The sequence below is a fragment of the Rhizobium sp. 268 genome (assembly GCF_036571585.1).
Classification (GTDB): domain Bacteria; phylum Pseudomonadota; class Alphaproteobacteria; order Rhizobiales; family Rhizobiaceae; genus Rhizobium; species Rhizobium redzepovicii.
In genome coordinates, this window is the sequence record NZ_JAPPSO010000001.1 from 206,084 (window position 1) to 225,632 (window position 19,549).

A 19,549-nucleotide genomic window follows, 5' to 3' on the forward strand; every position below is an offset into this window, starting at 1 on the left:
GGGGAGCGGGCCCTAGCCGCTCACCCTCCAAGCCGCGAGACGGCGGAAGCGGCGAACGAACCGGCGCACCTCAGCCGCCGCGCGATACGGCAGCACGCTCCACGGCCGGCGGCGGCCCAGCCGGTAGGTCGAAAGCCCTGCCTGGATCTGGGAGCAGGGATCGGCCCTTTGGCTGACCGGCAGCGGATCGACGAAGCAGGCGCTCAGCCCATCATCGAACTCCAGATCGAAGGCGAGATCATAGGGCAGGCGCATGGGGACAAGCACATCGGCAATCCAGCCCGCCGCCTTGCGGTTGATCAGATAGGCGCCGGACCCCTTCTCGCGGGTGAGCGCGATGGCGAGCGAGCGTGACGCGGTCAGCGGCTCCACCTTGTGCTTTTTCCCGGAATTGACGGTCGACAGGCGCAGGATGTCCCAGCGCGCCTGATGCTCAAGCGCGGCCTCGAGCAGCTCGGCCAGATCGTCATCGAAATCGAGATCGTCTTCCAGAATGAGCGCGAACTCGGCATGGCTTCCGAGGAAGCGCTTGGCGCATTCGACATGGCTGAGATAGCAGCCGATCTCGAAAGGGTTCGGCCGGCGGCCATGCCGGCTCAGATAGGCGGCTTCGTCAAAATCCGGATGCGGCAGGCTGAGCGTTGCGCCATCGATTGCCGCCACCCGCTCGAAGGCCAGGCCGATGCCCACCAGCAGGCGCTCCATCCGAAATCGCCGCAACGGCGCCCGGTCGAGATTGATCAGATAGGTGTCGACCCGCAGGCTGACCGGATGGATCGCCGGCATCAGGGCGGCAGGTGTGGCGCGCATATTCATGAAATTGGCCTTCGACTTGGCAACGACTGCGCCAAGCCTGCGCCGGAAAACTCACGGGCACTTCGCCGGGGTTATACATTTTCGTAAGGTGCGGGTCTGCACCCCGGACGAGACATCCGGCGGCGGTCCCCAGCCGGCAGACCTTGCTCGCGGCGGCTATTATCCGCCGAGCAAACTAAACGGGCGCTGCGACGGAGCCGGGCAGTTCGCCGAACCTGTTGGGATTTTTCGAGCCAGGAGTGAGGATGATTGCAAGATGGACGGCCAGCAGAACGATACCCATGAGAATTGTCGCGGTCAGGGAGCCGGCTGCCTCGTAATGGCTGTAGACCAAGTGAAGCACAAGGACTGAAAGGGTCCACCAGCCGCTCTGATCGAAGTCATGCAGTCGCCTCGCCATCAGGCAAAAGCTGGCGATGATAGCCAGCACATAGGTTAGAGCGATTAAGCCCTGAACAATTGAAAACGCTTCTCGAGTGCCGGCCAGCGTCAGTAGGCGCGTGAGTACGAATACCGCGGCCGCGGCGATAATGATGACTGCGAGGGTAAACAGGAAATAGCGAAGACGACCAAGCCTACCCCGTAACGAGAATGTTTTGAGCACAGTACCCCCTTGCAACTGATCGAGAAAAACACTCTCGCGCTCATAGTTAGACGGTTGCATTGAAGCAGCGTCAAACGGCAATTGAAAGACTTGCACAGGCTTTGTTTTGGCGAGGAACGGCTCTTCCGCATCCGGCGGTCCCCAGCCGGCAGACTTGCTCGGCGGCCAGAACACGGTTGGTTGCCGCGATTCGATCGCCGATCCTGAATCGGATTTGCAGCCCTTGGAAATCCCTCCGATTCAAGACAAAATCGCTCTTCTCTAGCTATGGGGGAGACTCTGATGGAAAACCATGAGCGGTTTTTGCGCGAGGCGATTGCGCTCTCGAAATCCGCGATGGACCGAGGCGACGAACCATTCGGCTCGGTGCTGGTGAAGGACGGCGAGGTCATCCTGCGCGCCGAAAACAGCGTCCTCACCGGCCACGACATGACCAATCACGCCGAGATGAACCTGATTAAATCTGCGGCGAAGCACTACGACACCGGCTTTCTCGCCGACTGCACTCTCTACACCAGCACGGAGCCGTGCGCGATGTGCTCCGGGGCGATCTACTGGTCGGGCATCGGACGCATGGTGTTTGCCTGCTCCGAAGCCCGGCTTGGCGAGATCGCCGGCATCGGGTTGAACGTGCCGAGCCGTGCGGTGCTGCAAACCGGCGCTCGCACCGTCACTGTGGTTGGCCCGACGAACCTCGAAGACGAAGCCGCCGAAGTGCATCAGCAATTCTGGCCGAAGCATCTGGGCAAGGCTTAACCTCAGCCGGAAGTTTGGCGAAACCACGCCTCCAACCTCAGTCATTCCAGGACTCAAGCCTGGGATCCATGCCCGCCGCTGAGAGGGTCGTGTCCCGGCCGCCCCCCTCTGCCCTGCCGGGCATCTCCCCCACAGGTGGGGAGATTGGCTGGGAGCGCTGGCTTCCCCAAACAATTGGCGTCGCAGCCCGACGAAACGGTAGCTGGATGCGAAGGTTTAGCCACTTGTGTTCTCCCCACCTGTGGGGGAGATGATGCCCGGCAGGGCAGAGGGGGCTACCACGGGACACCGGCAGAGGCGACATTTGAGCCTCCGCTTGGATGCGGCAGGCTCAGCCCTGCCCCATCGACCGCCGCCACGCGCTCGAAGGCAAGGCCGAAACCTGCCAGCAGGCCCTCCATTCGAAACCGGCGCAATGGCGCGCGGTCGAGATTGATCAGGTAGGTATTCATCCGCAGGCTGATCGGATGAAGGGGCGGCAGGTGCGGTGCACATGTACATGAGAGAGCTGACCTCGACTTGGCAATGATGGCGCCAAGCTGCGCTCCAAACCTCACGGGAACCTCGCCCGGACTATACATTTTCGTAAAGTGCGAGGGTCGAACGGCCGGGGCTGCATTCTTACGGATTGGTATGATCCCGGCAAAGTGCGCGTAAGAATGCCGCGCTACCAGCGTCGTGCGGCATGCAGTGGACGCCTCCCTTCCCGCGATCGAAACGACAACCAGCGAGCCTTCGATGACGACAGCGACCCACTGCATGCCGCCCCGGATGATCCTTGGCTGAGCAACCGGCTCAGCGCCCACCACTCTTAAACCCCGACGGAGACCAACGATGAAGCCACGTGCCAGACTGCTGTCCCTTTTCGCCGGAGCTGCCATTCTCGCCTGCTCGGCCGGAGCAAGCTTTGCGGCCGCCACCGTGATCAATGTTACGGAAGATGGAGAAGGCGGCGGTGCGATGTCGCTGAAGCTCGACCCGCCGACGGTGAAAGCCGGCCCCGCGACCTTCGCAGTCCACAACGATGCGATGACCGAGCAGCATGAAATGGTCGTCGTTCGCCTGAAATCTCCGGACCTGCCCATCCCGGTCAACGCCACCAAGAATCGCATCGATGAATCGAAGCTGAAAAGCCTGGGCGAGGTTTCCGATCTGAAACCAGGCGCCAGCGGCAAGCTGAACGCCAGGCTGACGCCGGGCACCTATCTGCTCTTCTGCAACATGGAGGGCCACTACGAAGCCGGGATGCAAGCCAGGCTGACGGTTACGCCGTAGGGCGTGCGAAGGGCTTGCCTTTTGCAGAACCTTGGCTGGGCCTTGTTGCCTACGCTGCGACGAACAGCTCGCGCCAGCGAGACCGACACCGCAGAACTAGGCCGATGTCCAGCCATTCCTCGCTGAGGCGCGCTTGTCGATGGTAGGCGCCGATCCATGGCTGCGGCTGATGGCTCGATCCTCGGGCAAGACAGCGGCTGTCCGTATTGCGCCTGAAGTGGCCGTTACAAGGTGATTTTTGTCGGAGTCGCGCTCTCTATAACCGGAGGGTCTGTCCGACCGCATCGCGTGCCCTACCGTTTCGATGGCTTACTCATGCGAATGGCGATGGTGCAGGTCGGGGTAATGGGCGTGCCTGTGACTTAACGGCTCGTGTCGATGCCAGTGAGAATGAGGCTCCGTGAATGGCCCGTCATGGACGTGTTGGTGATGTGCGTCGTGGACATGCGAGTGGTCGTGTTCCAGCGCCTCGTGCAAGTGTTCGTGGTCGTGACGCTCGGCCAGATGCAACCATAGGCCAATGCCCATCAGGTTGCCCGCCGCAACAAGCTGCAGTGTAACGGATTCGCCAAAAATGAGGACCGCAAGAACTGCGCCAATGAACGGAGCCAACGAGAAGTAGGCTCCTGTCCTGGCTGCCCCAAGATGGCGGAGTCCGAGCATGAACATCACCAGGCTGACTCCTACGCCAAGGAAGCCGACCAATGAACCAGCCCAAACGAGAGTAGCATTTGGCAATGACGCGCCAAACATTATCGCCAACACAAGGTTGGTCGTACCGGCGACGAGCCCCTTGATCATCGCGATTTGAACTGGGTCGGACGAAGACAACTTGCGGGTAAGGTTGTTGTCGATACCCCATGACAGGCACGCAGTTGCAATCAGCAGACCACCGATATCGAGGTGAAGCGTCTCACCGTTCCATGACAGCACAGCCGCCCCAGCGAGGATAGCCATAGCGCCAAGCAATAGCCGCCGATCAACGTTCTCGCGAAATACAAGCCAAGCAATGCCCATGGTCGCCAGTCCTTCAAGATTGAGAAGCAGCGATCCCGAAGATGCCGAGGTCCGAGAAAGACCCAGCATCAACAAAAGCGGACCGAGTACGCCACCAAACAAGACGACCAGGACCAACCAGGGAATATCTCCCTTTTGAAGCGGAGCCTCCACGTTCGGCAGCCCGATCAGGCGACGCCCCCAACTGACGGCGGCGAGCCCAAGCCCGGCTCCAAGATATAGAACGCCTGCCAGCAACCAAGGATCGATTGACCCCAAAAGCAGCTTGGAGAGCGGCGCTGACGCCCCGAAGAGAATGGCCGAGCCAAGAGCGAGCGGGACGCCGGGCCAAAGGTGTTGATGCTTGTAGATCATCCCCATGAACTATCACAGGATATGAACCGGCAGCCACCACCTTCTTATCTGCGTTAAGGCGGAACCGGCTTCTATCTCACGTAATTCCAAGGCCGCAACTCATCGATCCGGCTTTGCTTGTGGCCGTTGACGATAGCGGCAAGTGTGCTGGCCAGACAGGCCAGCTGGTCGACAGCACGTGGGCGACCATGGCTTCCTCGTTGATCAGAGTCGAAGGTGACGTGTTGGAACTCCATCTGTGTCTTCTCAAACCAGCATCGACTGCTGGGCGGAGATACCCGCCGTCGCGCCCTGCGATATTGCCGTGGTGACCGAGGCCATGGCTGGGTTTGCAAGATCGCCGGCAGCGTAGATGCCGGGCGTGCTGGTTTCGCGGCGCTCGTCTACCTTGAGGGCGATGCCGAAGGGCGTATTGACCGTGGCGAGGCCCAGTGAGTCATGCAGGCTTGCGGACGGCTTGTTGCGCGGATGTGCGAACAGGATGTCGACTGCGGCATTGCGGCCGCTCTCGAGATTAACGGTGGTGATATGGCCCCGGTGATGGGCGATTTCGGCGATGCGGCCATCAACGACAGGTATGTTGCGGCGCGCCAGATCGGCCCGGATATCGGGTGAAATGTCGTGACCATCGGCGAAGACCGTCAACGTTTCGGTCCAGTCGTGGTACAGCCTGACATAATTGTGCGACGGCGGGCCGGACCAGACGAGGCCCCAATGCTGGTCGGCGACTTCAAAGCCATCGCAATAGGGGCAGGGCACGATGGATGTGCCCCAGCTTTCGGCAAAGCCCGGAACATCGGGCATCTGGTCGGCAACGCCGTAACTCAGGATCAGGCGGCGGGCCCCAAGGCGCTCGCCATCGCCAGTGAGGACGGAGAAGTCGTCGATGGTGCCGGAGATGCTGTCGGCCCGGGCATTGACCAGCCTGATCGTGGGATAACGCGCGAGTTGCTGCCGCGCCTCGGCCAGGATGTCCAGCGGTGGCTTGTGATCGTGGCCGAGCAGGCCATGCGAGTGGCCGGCGAAGCGATTGCGCGGCAGGCCGGTATCGAGAACGGTGACCTTGCGGCGAGCACGGCCGAGCTGAAGGGCGGCGGCGAGGCCGGCAAAGCTGCCGCCGATGATGATGACGTCATCCATGGTGATGGGCTCCGTGTTGCGGATGGTGGGGGTTGGGGTGGGCGTGGCGCGAAATAGCGGCCAGCGATAAGCGCTCGAGACGGGCAGCGAGCAGGGCTCCGGCATCGCCGAGACAGTCGCCCATCACTGTGTTGACCGGGCGGACGATGCCGCATTCGATATTGCCGGGCGCCCTCGGGAAACTTGATTTGGGGGACAGGGTAAAATCCAATCTCTGGCTTGCACATTTCCGATACTGCGTGGTATCTTAATGCAGGAATTAAGATACTGTCAAGGATCGTAATTGTCGTGACCGAAAAAAACAGCCAGGCCCGGCGCGGCCGGCCCGCCAATGAGGCGCTTGGCCAAACGATAGCCGACGCCGCGTGCGAACTCTTTGTGGAATTGGGCTTTCAAGCGACGACATTGGAAAAGGTCGCCCAACGGGCGAAGATATCCAAGCTCAGCATCTATCGGCACTTCGAGAACAAGGAGGCGCTGTTCAGTGCGGCCATTGCGGCCCACTGCCATCAGTTTGCACCACAGGCCCTTTTTGAAGGCATCGACGGTTCGGCCCAAGAGCAGCTCATGGCGGTGGGATCATCCCTGCTTCGCACGCTGTTGAGCCCGGAGGTGCGCAGTGTCGAAGCCATGATCATGGCCGACAAGACGAATCAAAAGTCGTTAAGCAAGCTCCATTACGAAGCCGGCCCCGCCTATGTCATCGCCCAAATCGAGGCCCTGCTGCGTCAGTTGCACACGAAGGCGGTTTTGAACGTGCCCAATCCTCTCCAGTCCGCCCGCTTGTTTGCCGCGCTTATCAAAGGATCCGATCTCCTGATTATCGCACGCTTCGATGAGGCGAGAGCAGAGGACGATAACGAAATCGAATCCTATTGCCGGTCGGCCGTCGCCATGTTCATCGCCGCGCACGGTGGCAACAATCACGCGGGCGGATAGCTTGATTAAGAACGGATCAGAACAAGGATATGGCATGACAGAGGAAAATGTTTATCAGGTCGCCGACTGGAAAGGCCAAAGCGGGGAGCGCTGGGTCGCTTACCAGGTCCGGCTCGATGCCATGATGGCGGTGTTCGGTCAGGCCGCGATCGAAGCCGCCGCGCCCGCTACAGGCGAACGCGTGCTGGACGTCGGCTGCGGCGCGGGAGCGTCCAGTCTAGATCTTGCCGCCCGCGTCGGCGCTGGGGGCCATGTGCTAGGCGTGGACATATCCGAACCGCTGATCGGCAGAGCGCGCGTGCGCGCGCCGCAGGATACGCCGGCCCTGTTCCAGGTGGCCGACGCCAGCAGCGCCGATCTGCCCGAGGGCGCGTTCGACATCCTGTTCTCGCGCTTCGGAGTGATGTTCTTTGACGATCCGACCGTGGCGTTCGCTCATATGCGCCGTGCGCTCAAGCCGGGCGCGCGGGTCGCTTTCGTCTGCTGGCGCTCCATGGCCGAGAACGATTGGGTTCGCTTGCCGGTAGGCGCCATGAAGGGCATCCTCCCGCCGACGGCGCCGCCCGATCCCGAAGCGCCCGGCCCGTTCTCGTTTGGCGACCAGGGGCGGGTGACGCGCATTCTAACGGCGGCTGGCTTCACCGATGTCGCTATCGCGCCCTTCGATGCCTCTATCCCATTCGGCAAGGGGGAGACGCGGGATGCGGCGCTCGACGACGCGGTGAAGATGACACTCGAAGTCGGCCCGCTGGCGCGCGCTCTCGCTGATCAACCCGACGATATCCGCGCCCGCGCCTCGGCTGCGGTTCGTGCCGCCTTCGCGGGCTGCCCCGGTGAGCGGTCGGTGATGATCAACGGCGCGGCGTGGATCGTCACCGCGCGCAATCCGGCAAGCTGACAGGGATCAATACGCCAAACGAGAGGTTTGCGATGGGAGCAGCGATTTCATTACGGGCGGATTTTGACGCGGAAGGTGTTCGGCGTCTGGCCCGCAAGAGCAAGCACGCGGCGCAGGCGCGTCGTCTTTTGGCGCTTGCCTTGATCTATGGCGGAGGCTCGCGCTCGGATGCAGCGCGTCTTGGCAATGTCACCCTTGAGATCGTGCGTGACTGATCTCGGCCTTTTGCAGGTCGATCGAGCAAGCTTCTGACACAGAGGCGTCTTCGAACAGTCTTCGGAAAGGGAAAAATCTTGGCCGAGAATGACTATGATGCCTTCGCGGCGGCCTATGATGCCGATAACGAGACCAATGCCTGGAATGCCTATTACGAGCGGCCGGCTATTCTTGCCCTGGTTGGCGACGTCGCCGGTCTCTCCGTGCTCGATGCGGGATGCGGCGGTGGGGCGCATGCGGCAGCGCTGCTTGAGCGCGGGGCTGTCGTGACCGGGATCGACGCCAGTGCCGGCATGCTTGAGATCGCGCAACGTCGCCTGCAAGGGCGCGCGCGGCTGCTATCGGCGGATCTCAACGAAGCATTGCCGTTTACGGACAAAGCTTTCGATCTGATCCTCGCCTCGCTGGTCATGCATTATCTTCCCGACTGGTCGGGGCCCCTTTCGGAGTTCAACCGGCTGCTGCCCGAAGGCGGCCGCCTGGTTTTCTCCACCCACCATCCCTTCATGGATCACGCCTCGACCGGCCGCGACAATTATTTCGAGACCTACAGCTTCGATGAGACCTGGCAGCGCGGCGGAAAGGATATCGCCATGCGCTTCTGGCATCGGCCGCTGCACGCCATGTTCGAGGCGCTGAAGTCGGCCGGATTTCAGATCGACATCGTCAGCGAGCCCCAGCCCGATCCTGAAGCCCGCACGCTTTTTCCGCAGGCCTATCAGAGCCTGACGACCAAGCCGCGGTTCCTGTTCTTTTCGGCTGTGAAAGCATGAGCACGTGGATGAGAAGAGCTTGCTGTTACGGCCGGGACCGCAGTCTTGCGGCTTAGCCACGAAAGTGGGCAGCCCCTGCGAGCTGCCCTTCGAAATGCAGGACTGCCTATTGCGCTTGCTTCCTCATGGCTTCGGCAATCTGCGCCTTGACGGCACTTAACCCGAAGCTCGCACCAGCCTGCATGGGTGGGAATTCGACGGCGGATTTCGCCAATTGTTCTACCCGCTGCTGTACAAGCACGAAGCGCCAGAACTCGAATTTATACCATTCGAAATATTCGAGGGAGCCGGTGTTCCCCTTGTAAAACGCTGTCCGCTCGAACGGGTCCAGACGTAGATTGACGATGGTTGGCGCACCCAATGTCACTGTGTCACCGAGCCAGCCGCCAGGCTGTTCCTTGAAGGTATATTTGTAGTCTTCGACGCGGGCAGCGCCGAGAGCACTTTCGGCGAAATACCAGATTTCGTGGCGGTTCGACGGACCCGACCCGGTGATCATGCTCGTTTGGTCATAACCGTCGAGGTACACTTTGTACTTCTGCCCGTTCATTTCCTTTCCGGCCTTAAGTTCCACGGCAATATTGGCATTGCCTGCGGCCGCGGTGAAAGTCGGGAACCAGTCGAGGCCCGAAATCAAGCCGTTGCCGATTGAGCCGGCCGGGACATGTCCAGGCCAGCGGATCATTGCCGGTGCGCGAAAGCCGCCCTCAAAGGTCGTGCCCTTCCCGCCATAGAACGGCGTCTGCCCGCCATCAGGCCAGGTAAAGTTCTCGGTTCCGTTGTCGGTGGTGAACATGACGATGGTGTTGTCGTCTACGCCCATATCCTTGAGCTTTTGCATCGTAGCGCCCACGATGTCATCAAGTTGCGCCATGCCAGCCTCGTGAATGGTCCATCCATTCTCCGAGTTGCGCATATTTTCATACTTCTCCGAGAGATGCGTTACGATGTGCATGCGGGTCGGGTTGAGCCACAGGAAGAACGGCTTTCCCTCCGCCTTGGCCTTTTCGATGAACCTGAAAGAGAGGGACTGGATTTCGTCGTCAACGGTCTTCATGCGCTCAGGATAGAGCGTGCCGGCATCCTCGATCCGTTGTTTCCCCACCTTGCCCCAGCGCGGCATTTCTGTCGGATCATCCACCTCTGTCGCCCAGGAATGGACCATGTTGCGTGGCCCGACGACGTTCAGTTGGTCCTGCGGATAACCAGGGTGCGCAGGGTCTTCCATCGCATCGAGGTGGTAGAGATAACCGAAGAACTCATCGAAACCGTGAACGGTCGGCAGGAACTCGTTCAGGTCACCGAGATGGTTCTTGCCGAATTGCCCAGTGGCATAGCCCATCGACTTGAGCACGGTCGCGAGCGTGGGGGCAGCCGCCGGCAGACCGATCGGAGAACCCGCCTGGCCCACCGTGGTCATGCCCGTGCGGACCGGCAACTCGCCGGTGATGAAGTTCGCACGGCCTGCCGTGCAACTCGCCTCGGCGTAGTAGTCGGTAAAGAGCATGCCATCGGCCGCAAGCTTGTCGAGATTTGGCGTGCGGCCCGCCATCATACCGCGATTGTAGGCCCCGATATTCCAGATGCCAACGTCGTCGCCCATGATGACGACGATGTTTGGTTTCGGCGTTTGGTTCTGAGCGATTGCCGGTGCACTTAACGTGACAGCAAATGCCGAAGCCAGTAATCCGAAACAGAGGTTTTTTGTATAGCTCATAATGACTCCTCCTCCTGAGTTTTGCGCGCCCGTTAAGGCACCGGTTTGAACGGTGCTAAGGTGCGTGCAATGCGGTAGGCTGAAAGTTGTTCGTGGCTATGTATTATGCGCCGAAGGGGCGATCATGCCTGCTAGTGCAGATGGGATCAGCGTCAAGGACGGCTGTGTTTGCCGGCATCGGCAGATTGTCTTGCAAAGAGCTGCGGTAGACAGAGTTCGATCCCGCTTTGAATATCGCACAACTTTAGCTCAGCGACTAGGCGAGATTCTCAGCCTATGCGAGACAGCCCAGCGGGAATAGGACGTCTGCTTCTGGCCCAATCCGACCGACCCGGCTGCCGCCTGTCGCCCCAAAGCTGCCAAGCGCAATTCAGCGGAGATCGGGCTTCCGTCAATCGCGACATCCGGTCTTCCCAGGAAGATTGCAATGACAAAGGGGGCTTGTGTTATTCGGCAGTTCCCGCAATGGGTAAGGCAACACATCAGGCGACAGGTGCCGCCCCCGTCATTTCGTCTCCTCCCAATGCCTTTGCCAGAGGTCGAGCCTCGGCTTCAGCGGATCGGCTCCGACCATTGCGCCGTGATTGCTGAAGTCGATGACCCTGTCGACGGCCGGGTTGTGCTGGGGCCATTTTGGCCGTGAGCCGCCATTGGGGTCACCGCTCCTTGCAAATTCGAGCCAGTATTCGCTTGCCAATGTGGCCATGGCCCAGTCGGCAGGTGTCACCTTGTCTTTCACCAGTGCGTTTGGAATGGCGAGCGTATACGGAATTTCGAAGCCGTGCAGAGTGCCTTTCCACATCGGATCGTTGCGCAAGGCCTCGGCGACATAGGAGAAACGATACCACCATGTCGGCTGGCCGGTGCGGGCTATCTCGTCAGCGAGGTGGCGGGATGGTTCGACAAGCGTCTTGTCGGCCAGAACCTGCTGCTTCAGCTCATCGAGGGTCTGTTGGCCGCTGGGATCGTAGAGTCTGCGGGCTTCGGCGGCATGCTTCCCGAAGAGCGCGAAGAGATCGTCTTTCGTCGCGGCCTCACCGATGCCGAGATCTCGATCATTTGCCCCGACGATGACCGGAACCGGCGCTTGACGGCCCGCCGCAAAAGCCGCTTCCGGCGTTTCGAGCAAAAACCGTCCGTCAATGATCGCGCCTGAGATGCCGATGACAGGCTTGCCTGTCGACATTCCCACAAGCACCTCTTGTGCCGATGCACCTTCGGTCAGCTTTTCCGCAGGCAGCGCCCGAAGGCCGCGAGAGCCTCGGCATCGCTGCCATTGATTCCCAGAGAAGCCGCATAGTCCAACGCGATTTTCTCTGCTTCTTCCAAAGGTGACAAGGGCGTGCTCTGCGCACGCGCGGTCGGCAGACCCGGTGACTGTAGAATGGCGCCCCGGAACAGCCCGCGTGACAGTGGCGATATCATGTGCGCCATCACCGAGCCGCCACCGGCCGACTCTCCGAAGATCGTCACTTTCTTCGGATCGCCGCCGAAGGCTTCGATATTCTGCTGGACCCATTTCAGGGCGGCAAGCTGGTCCATGTAACCATAGTTGCCGACGGGCTCGTCAGGGGATTCCTTCATCAGCGCCGGATGGGCAAAATAACCCAGTCGGCCCATGCGGTAATTCATGCTGACGAACACAACTTTCCGGGCGGCCAGCTGGCCACCAGGATATTGGGGGGTGTTTCCATGGGCAAGAGCGCCGCCGTAAATCCAGACCATCACCGGCAGCGGTGTGCGGGGACGCTTGACGGGTGTCCAGACATTGAGGGTCAGACAATCCTCTGACTTCGGCAGGTCGTCGCTCTGCATGCAGGACGGACCGAAATTGCGGGCATCCCTAATACCGCTCCATGTCTCCGCTGGCCGCGGATTGCGCCATCGCAGATCACCAACCGGCGGCGCCGCATAGGGTATGCCCTTGAAGCTGACGACCGTGCCCGACCTCTCACCCTTCAGCATTCCGCCGTCGATCGTCACGGTGTCGTCGGCCGCCCCTGATCGCGGCGCGAACGCCATCTGACAGAATGCGATGGCCAAAAAGAGCAGAAACGTGCGACGGCCGTCTACAAACACTGCACTCTCCAGCGCCAAGTTGAGTGCGATCAAAATACTCCCACAGAACGGCAACGGAAAGGGTTCATCAGGCATCGCTAAAGTGCGCTATTGCTCCACGGCGGGTTTCGGCTCGATCGGCGGGGAGTTTAGCGAAAACACACGCCCACCCTCGGTCATCCCAGGCCCTGAGCCTACACGCACCGACACGCCTTCCCCGAACGACCAGGGAAATATGCCAGGGGCTTCCCGCCGCTGGTCTTGATCGTTCGCCCAGGCCAGGATCGTTACGAGTTCTCCGACGAGCAGTGCGCTGATTTCACCGCGCTTGGCGCCAACCCAGTCGGCTCGAGCATGGTTCGGTCCCCTGTGAGATAGGGCAGTACCTAAATCGTATTCGGGATGTCGGCGTCAGCGTCGCTCGAGCGTCCTTGGGAACATCGAGACTGTCCGCCCGCGCTCTCGGCTTGCCTGAACGAGCTTTTGCATCAATAGCCCACCCGCAGAGAGAATTCCCACCGCCCAGTTTGGAAAAGACCAAAGGAGATAAAAGTGTCTGCATCAGTGCTCTTCATGTCCATGTCACTGGACGGGTATATCGCGGGGCCCAACGATGAAGTGGGCAATCCCGGCGGCGACGACTTTATGCGGTTGCACGAGTGGTACGGGGATTTTTCCCGACCGACCGGACCGGTCGGAGAATTGTGGGACGAATGGAACGCGCCAGGTGCGATTCTGGCGGGTCGGCGAACCGTGGAGCAGGTCGATCACTGGGGCGGTGACAATCACGGTGTCCCGATCTTCGTACCCAGTCACAGGCCGCCCGGGCCATCCGTCGCGAATTATCCGTTGGTCAAATACGTGAGCGACGGGATCACGAGCGCAATGGCGCAGGCGAAGGCCGCCGCCGGGGACCGGGACGTGTTGATGCTTGGCGCGTATACGGCGCAACGGGCGCTGGAAGCTGGCGTGCTCGACGAACTGCAAATACACCAGGTTCCAGTCTTGTTCGGATGTGGCCGCCGAATGTTCGAAGTCTTACCATCGCGCGTCGAGTTGGAGATCGTTCGGGTGATCGATACACCCGAGGCCACGCACATCCGCTACCGCGTCCGCCGCTGAGCCCGCCGACCCAGCCGTCACTCGTTTGTGGTCGCCAGCATCAAGGCATGGAGGGACCTATGGACTATCGGCTCCCATCAAGCGGCTCGACATGCCCGCCGGCGACCTGCCGGGCGTCAGTCGCGCGATATGGACAGCCCCGTGAGAAGCGGAGCGTAGGCGGCGAGCCTGCCGGATACGAACTCCGTGAAGAGCCGCACGCGCTTCGTCTTGCGTGTCTCCCCCTGCGTGAGAAGCCAGAGCGTTCCGTACATGTGCAGGTCGGTGCCCGGCACCCTCACCAGCTGGGGATCGGCATCTCCGACGAAGCACGGCAGTGTCGTGATCCCGAGCCCCTGCCGTACTGCAACGATCTGCGCCTCGCCGTCCGTGGTCCTGAACGGGACCCCCATGGTGCGAACTTCGCCGTCGCGGACCCAGTCCGGGATGCCATGAATGCTTATGACGATCCATCGGATGGGATCCGGCGCCCCCGCACGCCACGCTGCCAGCAGATCGCGGGACATGTAGATACCGCCGAATATATCCGGCCCCTTCAGGCCGTGAAGATTGAGCGGCAGGGTTTTGCGGTCGTAGACGACGCGGATCGCGACGTCAGCCTCTCGGTTGGTCAGATTCGCCAGCTCGCCGGACGACGCGATTTCCATCTCGATATCAGGATGCAGACGCGCAAAATCGGCGAAGTCCGGCATCAGCAGGTGTGTCGCAAGGGTCGGAGCCAACGTCACCCGCAGAAGCCCGCGCACGCTCTGGTCGCGACCGAAGACGCGCGTCTCCAGCTGGTGCGACGACGCTTCCATCTGCTCCGCGAGCTGGAGGACCTCCTCGCCCGCAGCCGTCAGGCGGTAGCCTGAAGGCAGCTTTTCGAACATCTGCGCCCCGAGGCGTTCCTCGAGCTGGGCGATGCGTCGCAGCACCGTCGCGTGGTTCACCCCGAGGCGCTTGGCGGCAGCCCGCACTGAGCCTCCGCGCGCGGCGGCAAGAAAGTAGCGAACGTCATCCCAGTCGATCATGGTGCATTCCCGCGCCGCGCGGCGCGGCTTCCGAAGCCCTTTCTAGCACACTGAGCCGCAATGTGCGCGAGTGTTGCGGCACTTGATCATCTGGATGGATCGTTTTTGCACCACCCATGTGCGTGATTGCGCACTCACCGCCCGACTTCGACGAACCCATATCGGAGTTCTCGGGAGACATCCCCGTACAGCCGAAAACATGTGACGGCGAAACGAAGGACGCATGACATGAACAGACTGAATGGAAAGACCGCCGTGATCACCGGCGGCGCTACCGGCATCGGCCGCGCCGCAGCCAAGCGCTTCATCGACGAGGGGGCCTTCGTCTTCATCTTCGGCCGCCGGCAGGAGGCGCTTGACGCCGCTGTGGCGGAGCTCGGGCCCAATGCGCGGGCGGTAAAGGGCTCGGTCTCGGATGAGGCCGACCTTGTTCGCCTGTACGACGCGGTGAAGGCAGAGCGCGGAGCGCTCGACATCGTCTTCGCCAATGCCGGGGCGGGAAGCCCGCTTCCGCTCGGCAAAATCACCGCCGAGCACATTGATGAGACCTTCGACACCAATGTGAAGGGCACGATCTTCACGGTCCAGAAGGCGCTGCCGCTGATGGGCTCAGGCGGTTCGATCATCCTGACGGGATCGAGCGCCGGCACCACGGGAGCCCCGGGATTCACTGCCTACAGCGCGAGCAAGGCCGCGGTACGCAATCTCGCGCGGACCTGGGCAGAGGACCTGAAGGGCACCGGCATCCGGGTCAACGTGCTGTCACCCGGGGCGACGGCGACCGAACTCGCGAAGGAGGCGCTGGGTGAGGAAGGCCAGAAGGCCTACGGCGCGATGACTCCACTCCAGCGTATGGCCGATCCCGCGGAGATCGGGGCGGTGGCCGCCTTTCTCGCGTCGTCGGACAGCAGCTTCATGACAGCCAGCGAAGTCGCCGTCGACGGCGGCCTGGCGCAACTCTGACCCGACGCGATCCCGCGTTCTAGGAACACAACGAAGGATAGAACATCATGAAAAAACTTGAAGGCAAAGTAGCAGTCATGACGGGCGGAAGCAGCGGCATCGGATTGGCCACTGCCAAGCGCTTCGTGGAGGAAGGTGCGCAGGTCGTGATTATCGGGCGACGCGAGAAAGCCTTACAAGAGGCCGCGGCCCTTATCGGGAAAAACGTGACGACAGTCGTGGGCGACGTCTCGCGCCTGGAAGATCTGGACCGGCTCTACGCCACCGTGAAGGAGAAACATGGTCACATCGACATTCTCTTCGCAAACGCGGGCGCAGGTACGGTCGCGCCGCTTGCGGCCGCGACTGAGGCCCATTTTGACCAGACCTTCGATGTGAATGTGAAGGGTCTGTTCTTTACGGTGCAGAAGGCCCTTCCCCTCTTCAAGGACGGTGGCTCGATTATCCTGAACTCTTCGGTCTCGAATGTGATGGGGCTGCCAGCGTTCAGCGCTTACGCAGCGAGCAAGGCGGCTGTTCGCAGCTTCTCGCGGTCTTGGACCCAAGAGCTGAAGGACCGCAATATCCGCGTCAACACGATGAGCCCCGGCGCGATCGAGACTCCCGCCTTGGCGACAACGACCGGCCTGACCGCTGAGCAAGCCGAGGAGGCGGTCGCCCAGTTTGCTGCACAGATCCCAATGGGACGCAGGGGCAAGCCAGAGGAAATCGCGGCTGCGCTCACGTTCCTCGCCTCCGATGAGAGCTCCTACATCACCGGTATAGATCTCGCCGTCGATGGTGGTTGGGCGCAGGTCTGACCCGGCGTCAACACAGGATCGGAGAAGCATTATGAGCTACTCAATTATAGGATTCGGCAATATCGGCCAGGCTATTGCTAGGGCCTTTGCCAGAAACAGCATCGAAGTTTCCGTTGCAACCACGCGCGACCCGGAAAGCTTCGCATCCGCCGCAGCCGCGATCGGGCCCACGATCATTCCCAAGAGATTGGCGGAAGCCGTCAAGGCGGACATCATCTTTTTGGCTGTCCGTTTCGAGGCGCACCCGGAGGTCGCGAAGACGCTTCCCACCTGGCAGGGGAAGACAATCGTCGATGTGACCAATGCCTACGGCGTGCCTCCGGAGGAACTGGAAGGACAGCCGTCTTCCAGGTACATCGCACAGGCGTTTTCCGGTGCGAAACTGGTCAAGGGCTTCAACCATTTGATCGCTGCCAGCCTTGACCAGGATCCCGCCGTAAAGGGTGGCAGGAGAGTCGTGTTCCTGGCGAGCGACGATGACGCTGCCGCAGCGGAGATTGGTGCGCTCGCGAAAAATCTCGGTTTCGCGCCGATCGAACTTGGCGGGCTTTCTGAAGGCGGACTGCTTGTGCAGGCGCGCGGAAATAGTTGGGGCCGGCTGATCTTCAAGGACCTGGTCAAGTTCGACTGACGAACACGATATCCCCATCAGCAGCGACACGATGCACCCGATCGGATCGAGCGCGATCCGATCGGCAGAAAATGGAGAAGATGCCATGAGCATCGAGAAGAACATCAAGACCGTGAAGGACTTCTTCGCCGCGATCGGCCACGGCGACAGGGAGGCTCTGCTGGCGCTGGTCGCCGAAGAGATCGAGTGGATCATTCCGGGCAAGGACTGGCCGCTGGCCGGAACGCACCGCGGGCACGCGGGACTGGCAGATTTGCTCGAGACGGCATCCAAGTCGATAGAAACGTCCACGGAACCCCGGGAGTTCGTAGCGCAAGGAGACCGGGTCCTGGTCGTCGGCTTCGCGAAGGGAACGATCAAGGCCACGAACAAGCCGTTCGAGGACGACTGGGTCTTCGCCATCACGGTCCGGGACGGCAGACTGACCAACATCCGGGAATACGTCGACACGCAAGCACTGGCGCGCGCCGCGCAGATGGACGCGTCAGGGCTGGCGTAGCGCTGGCCGACGGCGGCCCTCTGCCCGGCGTCGAAGGTGAATGAGCCATGGATCGGAGCCTCGCACGCCGCGCGCTCGTCGAATACTCAACCGTAAAGGAGATCCCAATGTACGACCAATCCAAGCTATCCGAATTGATCCGGTTCGCACGGGTCGATGCGGGCTCCACCGTCATCGACGTTTACCCGGGCGACGGTGACTGGACCCGCCTCTTCTCCGACATCGTGCGACCCGACGGACGGGTCTTCAGCTTCGTGCCGGCCGAAGTCGCTCACTTCAAGAACGATCCGGTCGGCCGCATGCGAACGCTTGCGATGGAACCGGGCCGAGCGAACGTCGAAGCCGTCTCGGCGGACCTCGTGGCGATGCCGGAGGTCACGCAAACAGCGGATGTCCTGTGGCTGCATCTGTTTTACCACGATCTCCACACCGCCCTGATCCAGGCCAGGGGCGCGACGGCCGCCGTCTTCAATCGAGCCGTCTACGAGCGGCTGAAGCCCGGCGGGTCCTATGTCATCGTCGACCACGCCGCCGCCGTCGGGGCGGGCACGAGCGATGCACAGTCGCTGCATCGGATTGAGCCTGCATCCGTTCGCGAGGAGGTGGAGGCGGCCGGCTTCGTACTGGACGCGGAAAGCACCCTGCTCGCGAACAAGGACGATTCGCACTCGATCAAGGTCTTCGATCCCTCGATCAAGGGAGAGACCGATCGCTTCGCCTATCGATTTTTGAAGATCTAACACTGAGCCATTCGCCAACGATGAGGTCGGCTCTCGTACGGGAGGCGGCTTCTGGTGGTTCGTCTTCGAAAGTGGACGAAATGTTCCAATCCATTGTCACCCATTGACGTAAACGGGTTTCACCCCAATACGGTCAGGCCAGCCAGACGACAACAGGAGTGTAATCGTGAGCGAACCGACCGTAGCAGATGCAACAAACCGCATTTATGAGTCGCTCCAGGCGGACAACGCCGACATCGACGTGCATATCGCGGCCCTCAAGGCAGCGTTGACGCGGGCGGGTTTGAAAGAGGCCGTATTCGACCCGGCCAGGCTCGTGCAGAATAACCGTTCTGGCAGGAAGCGGATGGAGGCCTACTTTCGGCAGCGTGGTGTCATGGTGAAATTCTCAGCCTCGTGAAGCCTTCCTATGAAGGGAGACGGCTGTAATCACAGATGTCGCAGCATGCCCCTCGCCCCGCTCCCGCCCGTGTCTCCGGGCCGCTGCTAATGGAGGCCGAGCGTGGATCCTCGGGCAAGCCCGAGGACGACGGAGGGTGAGTGAGCTCTGCGGCAAGGACAGCGACGGCGGATGGGATGTGGGCGAATTTCGCTTCCCTCGCCCCGTCATCATCACCCACCCCTCGCCCCGCGCAGCGCGATCAACCCGCGCCGCAGCCAGAGCAATTGCTGCGGCGGCATCTGGCGCAGGTGTTCGTAGTCCATCACCGTGACGTTATAGACGGTGCTGCGCACCTGCGGGCCGTCCTGGCAGCGCAGCAGGATGCCCTGCAGCGCCATCATGCGGTTGCTGGCCTTGCGGGCGCGGTCGGCGAGGCTTTCGGTGACTTCGCCTTCGTGGCCCTTGACGGAAAAGAGCGATTGCGCCCGCGGGCTCGGGGCCGGGATGCCGGTGGTTTTGTGGTAGCGGGCGATCGCCTCGGCATAGTCGTCGCCGGCCTGGCGCTGCGCTGCGGTGATCAGGCCGTCGAGGAACATGCGCCCCAGCGTATAACCGGCAAACGGGCTCTTGACCGTCTCGTCGTCGACCGTCCGGCCGAAGCCGTGGATGCGGCGGCGGGCTGATAGCGCGACGCTGATATTGTCCTTCTCGGTCTCGAACGGCTTGATCTTGCCGCAGGGAAAACGCTCGACATTTGCCTTGCGCGGCCGGCCGGCGCCCTTGTTTGCCCGCTGTGTCCTGACCTTGGCTGCTTTGCCACCCATGTTGATTGTCCT

At 61.4% G+C, this 19,549-nt stretch carries 19 protein-coding genes and 3 pseudogenes; 13 read left to right on the forward strand and 9 right to left on the reverse strand.

The window, feature by feature from the left end; all coding sequences use genetic code 11:
• Positions 1–12: 12 nt before the first annotated feature.
• Both OS035_RS01155 and OS035_RS01160 read right to left on the reverse strand, forming a co-directional pair.
• A complete protein-coding gene (locus OS035_RS01155) occupies positions 13–816 on the reverse strand; it encodes a glycosyltransferase family 25 protein (RefSeq protein ID WP_331813259.1) in 804 nt (267 codons plus the stop codon).
• Between the two features lie 175 nt (positions 817–991).
• On the reverse strand, positions 992–1,594 hold the full coding sequence (locus tag OS035_RS01160; protein ID WP_239619809.1) for a DUF805 domain-containing protein: 603 nt from the start codon (positions 1,592–1,594) through the stop codon (positions 992–994).
• Positions 1,595–1,702: 108 nt separating this feature from the next.
• Between OS035_RS01160 and OS035_RS01165 the strand changes: the two genes are divergently transcribed.
• A complete protein-coding gene (locus tag OS035_RS01165) occupies positions 1,703–2,176 on the forward strand; it encodes a nucleoside deaminase (protein ID WP_097627374.1) in 474 nt (157 codons plus the stop codon).
• 317 nt (positions 2,177–2,493) lie between these two features.
• Here OS035_RS01165 and OS035_RS01170 read toward each other — a convergent pair.
• A pseudogene (locus OS035_RS01170) lies at positions 2,494–2,757 on the reverse strand (hypothetical protein); the annotation flags it as partial.
• Positions 2,758–3,010: 253 nt separating this feature from the next.
• Here OS035_RS01170 and OS035_RS01175 point away from each other — a divergent pair.
• Positions 3,011–3,451 (forward strand): copper resistance protein, encoded by a 441-nt coding sequence (locus tag OS035_RS01175; RefSeq protein ID WP_331813260.1) that lies wholly within the window; start codon positions 3,011–3,013, stop codon positions 3,449–3,451.
• A 309-nt stretch (positions 3,452–3,760) separates the two neighbouring features.
• Here the strand turns inward: OS035_RS01175 and OS035_RS01180 are convergent, their stop codons facing one another.
• Both OS035_RS01180 and OS035_RS01185 read right to left on the reverse strand, forming a co-directional pair.
• A complete protein-coding gene (locus tag OS035_RS01180) occupies positions 3,761–4,822 on the reverse strand; it encodes a DMT family transporter (protein WP_331813367.1) in 1,062 nt (353 codons plus the stop codon).
• A 246-nt stretch (positions 4,823–5,068) separates the two neighbouring features.
• Positions 5,069–5,962, reverse strand: coding sequence for an NAD(P)/FAD-dependent oxidoreductase (locus OS035_RS01185; protein WP_097627369.1), 894 nt, complete (start codon positions 5,960–5,962; stop codon positions 5,069–5,071).
• Between the two features lie 282 nt (positions 5,963–6,244).
• Here OS035_RS01185 and OS035_RS01190 point away from each other — a divergent pair, with 282 nt between their 5' ends.
• The 4 genes and pseudogenes from OS035_RS01190 (at position 6,245) to OS035_RS01205 (ending at position 8,788) form a co-directional block, all read left to right on the forward strand.
• On the forward strand, positions 6,245–6,901 hold the full coding sequence (locus OS035_RS01190) for a TetR/AcrR family transcriptional regulator (protein ID WP_310804336.1): 657 nt from the start codon (positions 6,245–6,247) through the stop codon (positions 6,899–6,901).
• Between the two features lie 34 nt (positions 6,902–6,935).
• Positions 6,936–7,799, forward strand: a complete 864-nt coding sequence (locus tag OS035_RS01195; protein ID WP_183777401.1) for a class I SAM-dependent methyltransferase — start codon at positions 6,936–6,938, stop codon at positions 7,797–7,799.
• A 32-nt stretch (positions 7,800–7,831) separates the two neighbouring features.
• Positions 7,832–8,011: pseudogene (locus tag OS035_RS01200) on the forward strand (IS630 family transposase); the annotation flags it as partial.
• 81 nt (positions 8,012–8,092) lie between these two features.
• Complete coding sequence (locus OS035_RS01205; RefSeq protein WP_331813261.1) at positions 8,093–8,788, forward strand: class I SAM-dependent methyltransferase; 696 nt, start codon at positions 8,093–8,095, stop codon at positions 8,786–8,788.
• Positions 8,789–8,894: 106 nt separating this feature from the next.
• Here OS035_RS01205 and OS035_RS01210 read toward each other — a convergent pair whose 3' ends face one another.
• Positions 8,895–10,505, reverse strand: coding sequence for an arylsulfatase (locus OS035_RS01210; RefSeq protein WP_331813262.1), 1,611 nt, complete (start codon positions 10,503–10,505; stop codon positions 8,895–8,897).
• A gap of 505 nt (positions 10,506–11,010) precedes the next feature.
• A pseudogene (locus OS035_RS01215) lies at positions 11,011–12,659 on the reverse strand (carboxylesterase/lipase family protein).
• 468 nt (positions 12,660–13,127) lie between these two features.
• Between OS035_RS01215 and OS035_RS01220 the strand changes: the two are divergent.
• Positions 13,128–13,685, forward strand: coding sequence for a dihydrofolate reductase family protein (locus tag OS035_RS01220; RefSeq protein ID WP_310807000.1), 558 nt, complete (start codon positions 13,128–13,130; stop codon positions 13,683–13,685).
• 116 nt (positions 13,686–13,801) lie between these two features.
• Here OS035_RS01220 and OS035_RS01225 read toward each other — a convergent pair whose 3' ends face one another.
• Entirely contained in the window at positions 13,802–14,698 is an 897-nt protein-coding gene (locus tag OS035_RS01225) for a LysR family transcriptional regulator (protein WP_331813263.1), read from the reverse strand.
• A 228-nt stretch (positions 14,699–14,926) separates the two neighbouring features.
• On the opposite strand from OS035_RS01225, the gene OS035_RS01230 reads away from it, so the two are divergent.
• From OS035_RS01230 to OS035_RS01255, 6 genes are all read left to right on the forward strand, one after another.
• On the forward strand, positions 14,927–15,661 hold the full coding sequence (locus OS035_RS01230) for an SDR family NAD(P)-dependent oxidoreductase (RefSeq protein WP_097627351.1): 735 nt from the start codon (positions 14,927–14,929) through the stop codon (positions 15,659–15,661).
• Between the two features lie 47 nt (positions 15,662–15,708).
• Positions 15,709–16,461: an SDR family NAD(P)-dependent oxidoreductase gene (locus OS035_RS01235; protein WP_331813264.1), complete on the forward strand. Its 753-nt coding sequence runs from the start codon at positions 15,709–15,711 to the stop codon at positions 16,459–16,461.
• 31 nt (positions 16,462–16,492) lie between these two features.
• Positions 16,493–17,092, forward strand: coding sequence for an NADPH-dependent F420 reductase (locus tag OS035_RS01240; protein ID WP_310804338.1), 600 nt, complete (start codon positions 16,493–16,495; stop codon positions 17,090–17,092).
• A gap of 85 nt (positions 17,093–17,177) precedes the next feature.
• Positions 17,178–17,591, forward strand: a complete 414-nt coding sequence (locus tag OS035_RS01245; protein ID WP_331813265.1) for a nuclear transport factor 2 family protein — start codon at positions 17,178–17,180, stop codon at positions 17,589–17,591.
• Between the two features lie 107 nt (positions 17,592–17,698).
• Entirely contained in the window at positions 17,699–18,331 is a 633-nt protein-coding gene (locus OS035_RS01250) for a class I SAM-dependent methyltransferase (protein ID WP_331813266.1), read from the forward strand.
• Between the two features lie 163 nt (positions 18,332–18,494).
• Positions 18,495–18,731 carry a hypothetical protein gene (locus OS035_RS01255; protein WP_027685648.1) on the forward strand — a complete coding sequence of 79 codons (237 nt, stop codon included), beginning with the start codon at positions 18,495–18,497 and terminating at the stop codon, positions 18,729–18,731.
• Between the two features lie 212 nt (positions 18,732–18,943).
• Here OS035_RS01255 and OS035_RS01260 read toward each other — a convergent pair whose 3' ends face one another.
• Positions 18,944–19,537: a hypothetical protein gene (locus tag OS035_RS01260; protein ID WP_331813267.1), complete on the reverse strand. Its 594-nt coding sequence runs from the start codon at positions 19,535–19,537 to the stop codon at positions 18,944–18,946.
• Positions 19,538–19,549 lie beyond the last annotated feature (12 nt).

Coding starts and splice junctions, on each gene's coding strand:
- OS035_RS01155 (WP_331813259.1), bottom strand. CDS start 816: ATGAATATGCGCGCCACACCTGCCGCCCTGATGCCGGCGATCCATCCG.
- OS035_RS01165 (WP_097627374.1), top strand. CDS start 1,703: ATGGAAAACCATGAGCGGTTTTTGCGCGAGGCGATTGCGCTCTCGAAA.
- OS035_RS01175 (WP_331813260.1), top strand. CDS start 3,011: ATGAAGCCACGTGCCAGACTGCTGTCCCTTTTCGCCGGAGCTGCCATT.
- OS035_RS01180 (WP_331813367.1), bottom strand. CDS start 4,822: ATGATCTACAAGCATCAACACCTTTGGCCCGGCGTCCCGCTCGCTCTT.
- OS035_RS01185 (WP_097627369.1), bottom strand. CDS start 5,962: ATGGATGACGTCATCATCATCGGCGGCAGCTTTGCCGGCCTCGCCGCC.
- OS035_RS01195 (WP_183777401.1), top strand. CDS start 6,936: ATGACAGAGGAAAATGTTTATCAGGTCGCCGACTGGAAAGGCCAAAGC.
- OS035_RS01210 (WP_331813262.1), bottom strand. CDS start 10,505: ATGAGCTATACAAAAAACCTCTGTTTCGGATTACTGGCTTCGGCATTT.
- OS035_RS01225 (WP_331813263.1), bottom strand. CDS start 14,698: ATGATCGACTGGGATGACGTTCGCTACTTTCTTGCCGCCGCGCGCGGA.
- OS035_RS01230 (WP_097627351.1), top strand. CDS start 14,927: ATGAACAGACTGAATGGAAAGACCGCCGTGATCACCGGCGGCGCTACC.
- OS035_RS01235 (WP_331813264.1), top strand. CDS start 15,709: ATGAAAAAACTTGAAGGCAAAGTAGCAGTCATGACGGGCGGAAGCAGC.
- OS035_RS01240 (WP_310804338.1), top strand. CDS start 16,493: ATGAGCTACTCAATTATAGGATTCGGCAATATCGGCCAGGCTATTGCT.
- OS035_RS01245 (WP_331813265.1), top strand. CDS start 17,178: ATGAGCATCGAGAAGAACATCAAGACCGTGAAGGACTTCTTCGCCGCG.
- OS035_RS01250 (WP_331813266.1), top strand. CDS start 17,699: ATGTACGACCAATCCAAGCTATCCGAATTGATCCGGTTCGCACGGGTC.
- OS035_RS01260 (WP_331813267.1), bottom strand. CDS start 19,537: ATGGGTGGCAAAGCAGCCAAGGTCAGGACACAGCGGGCAAACAAGGGC.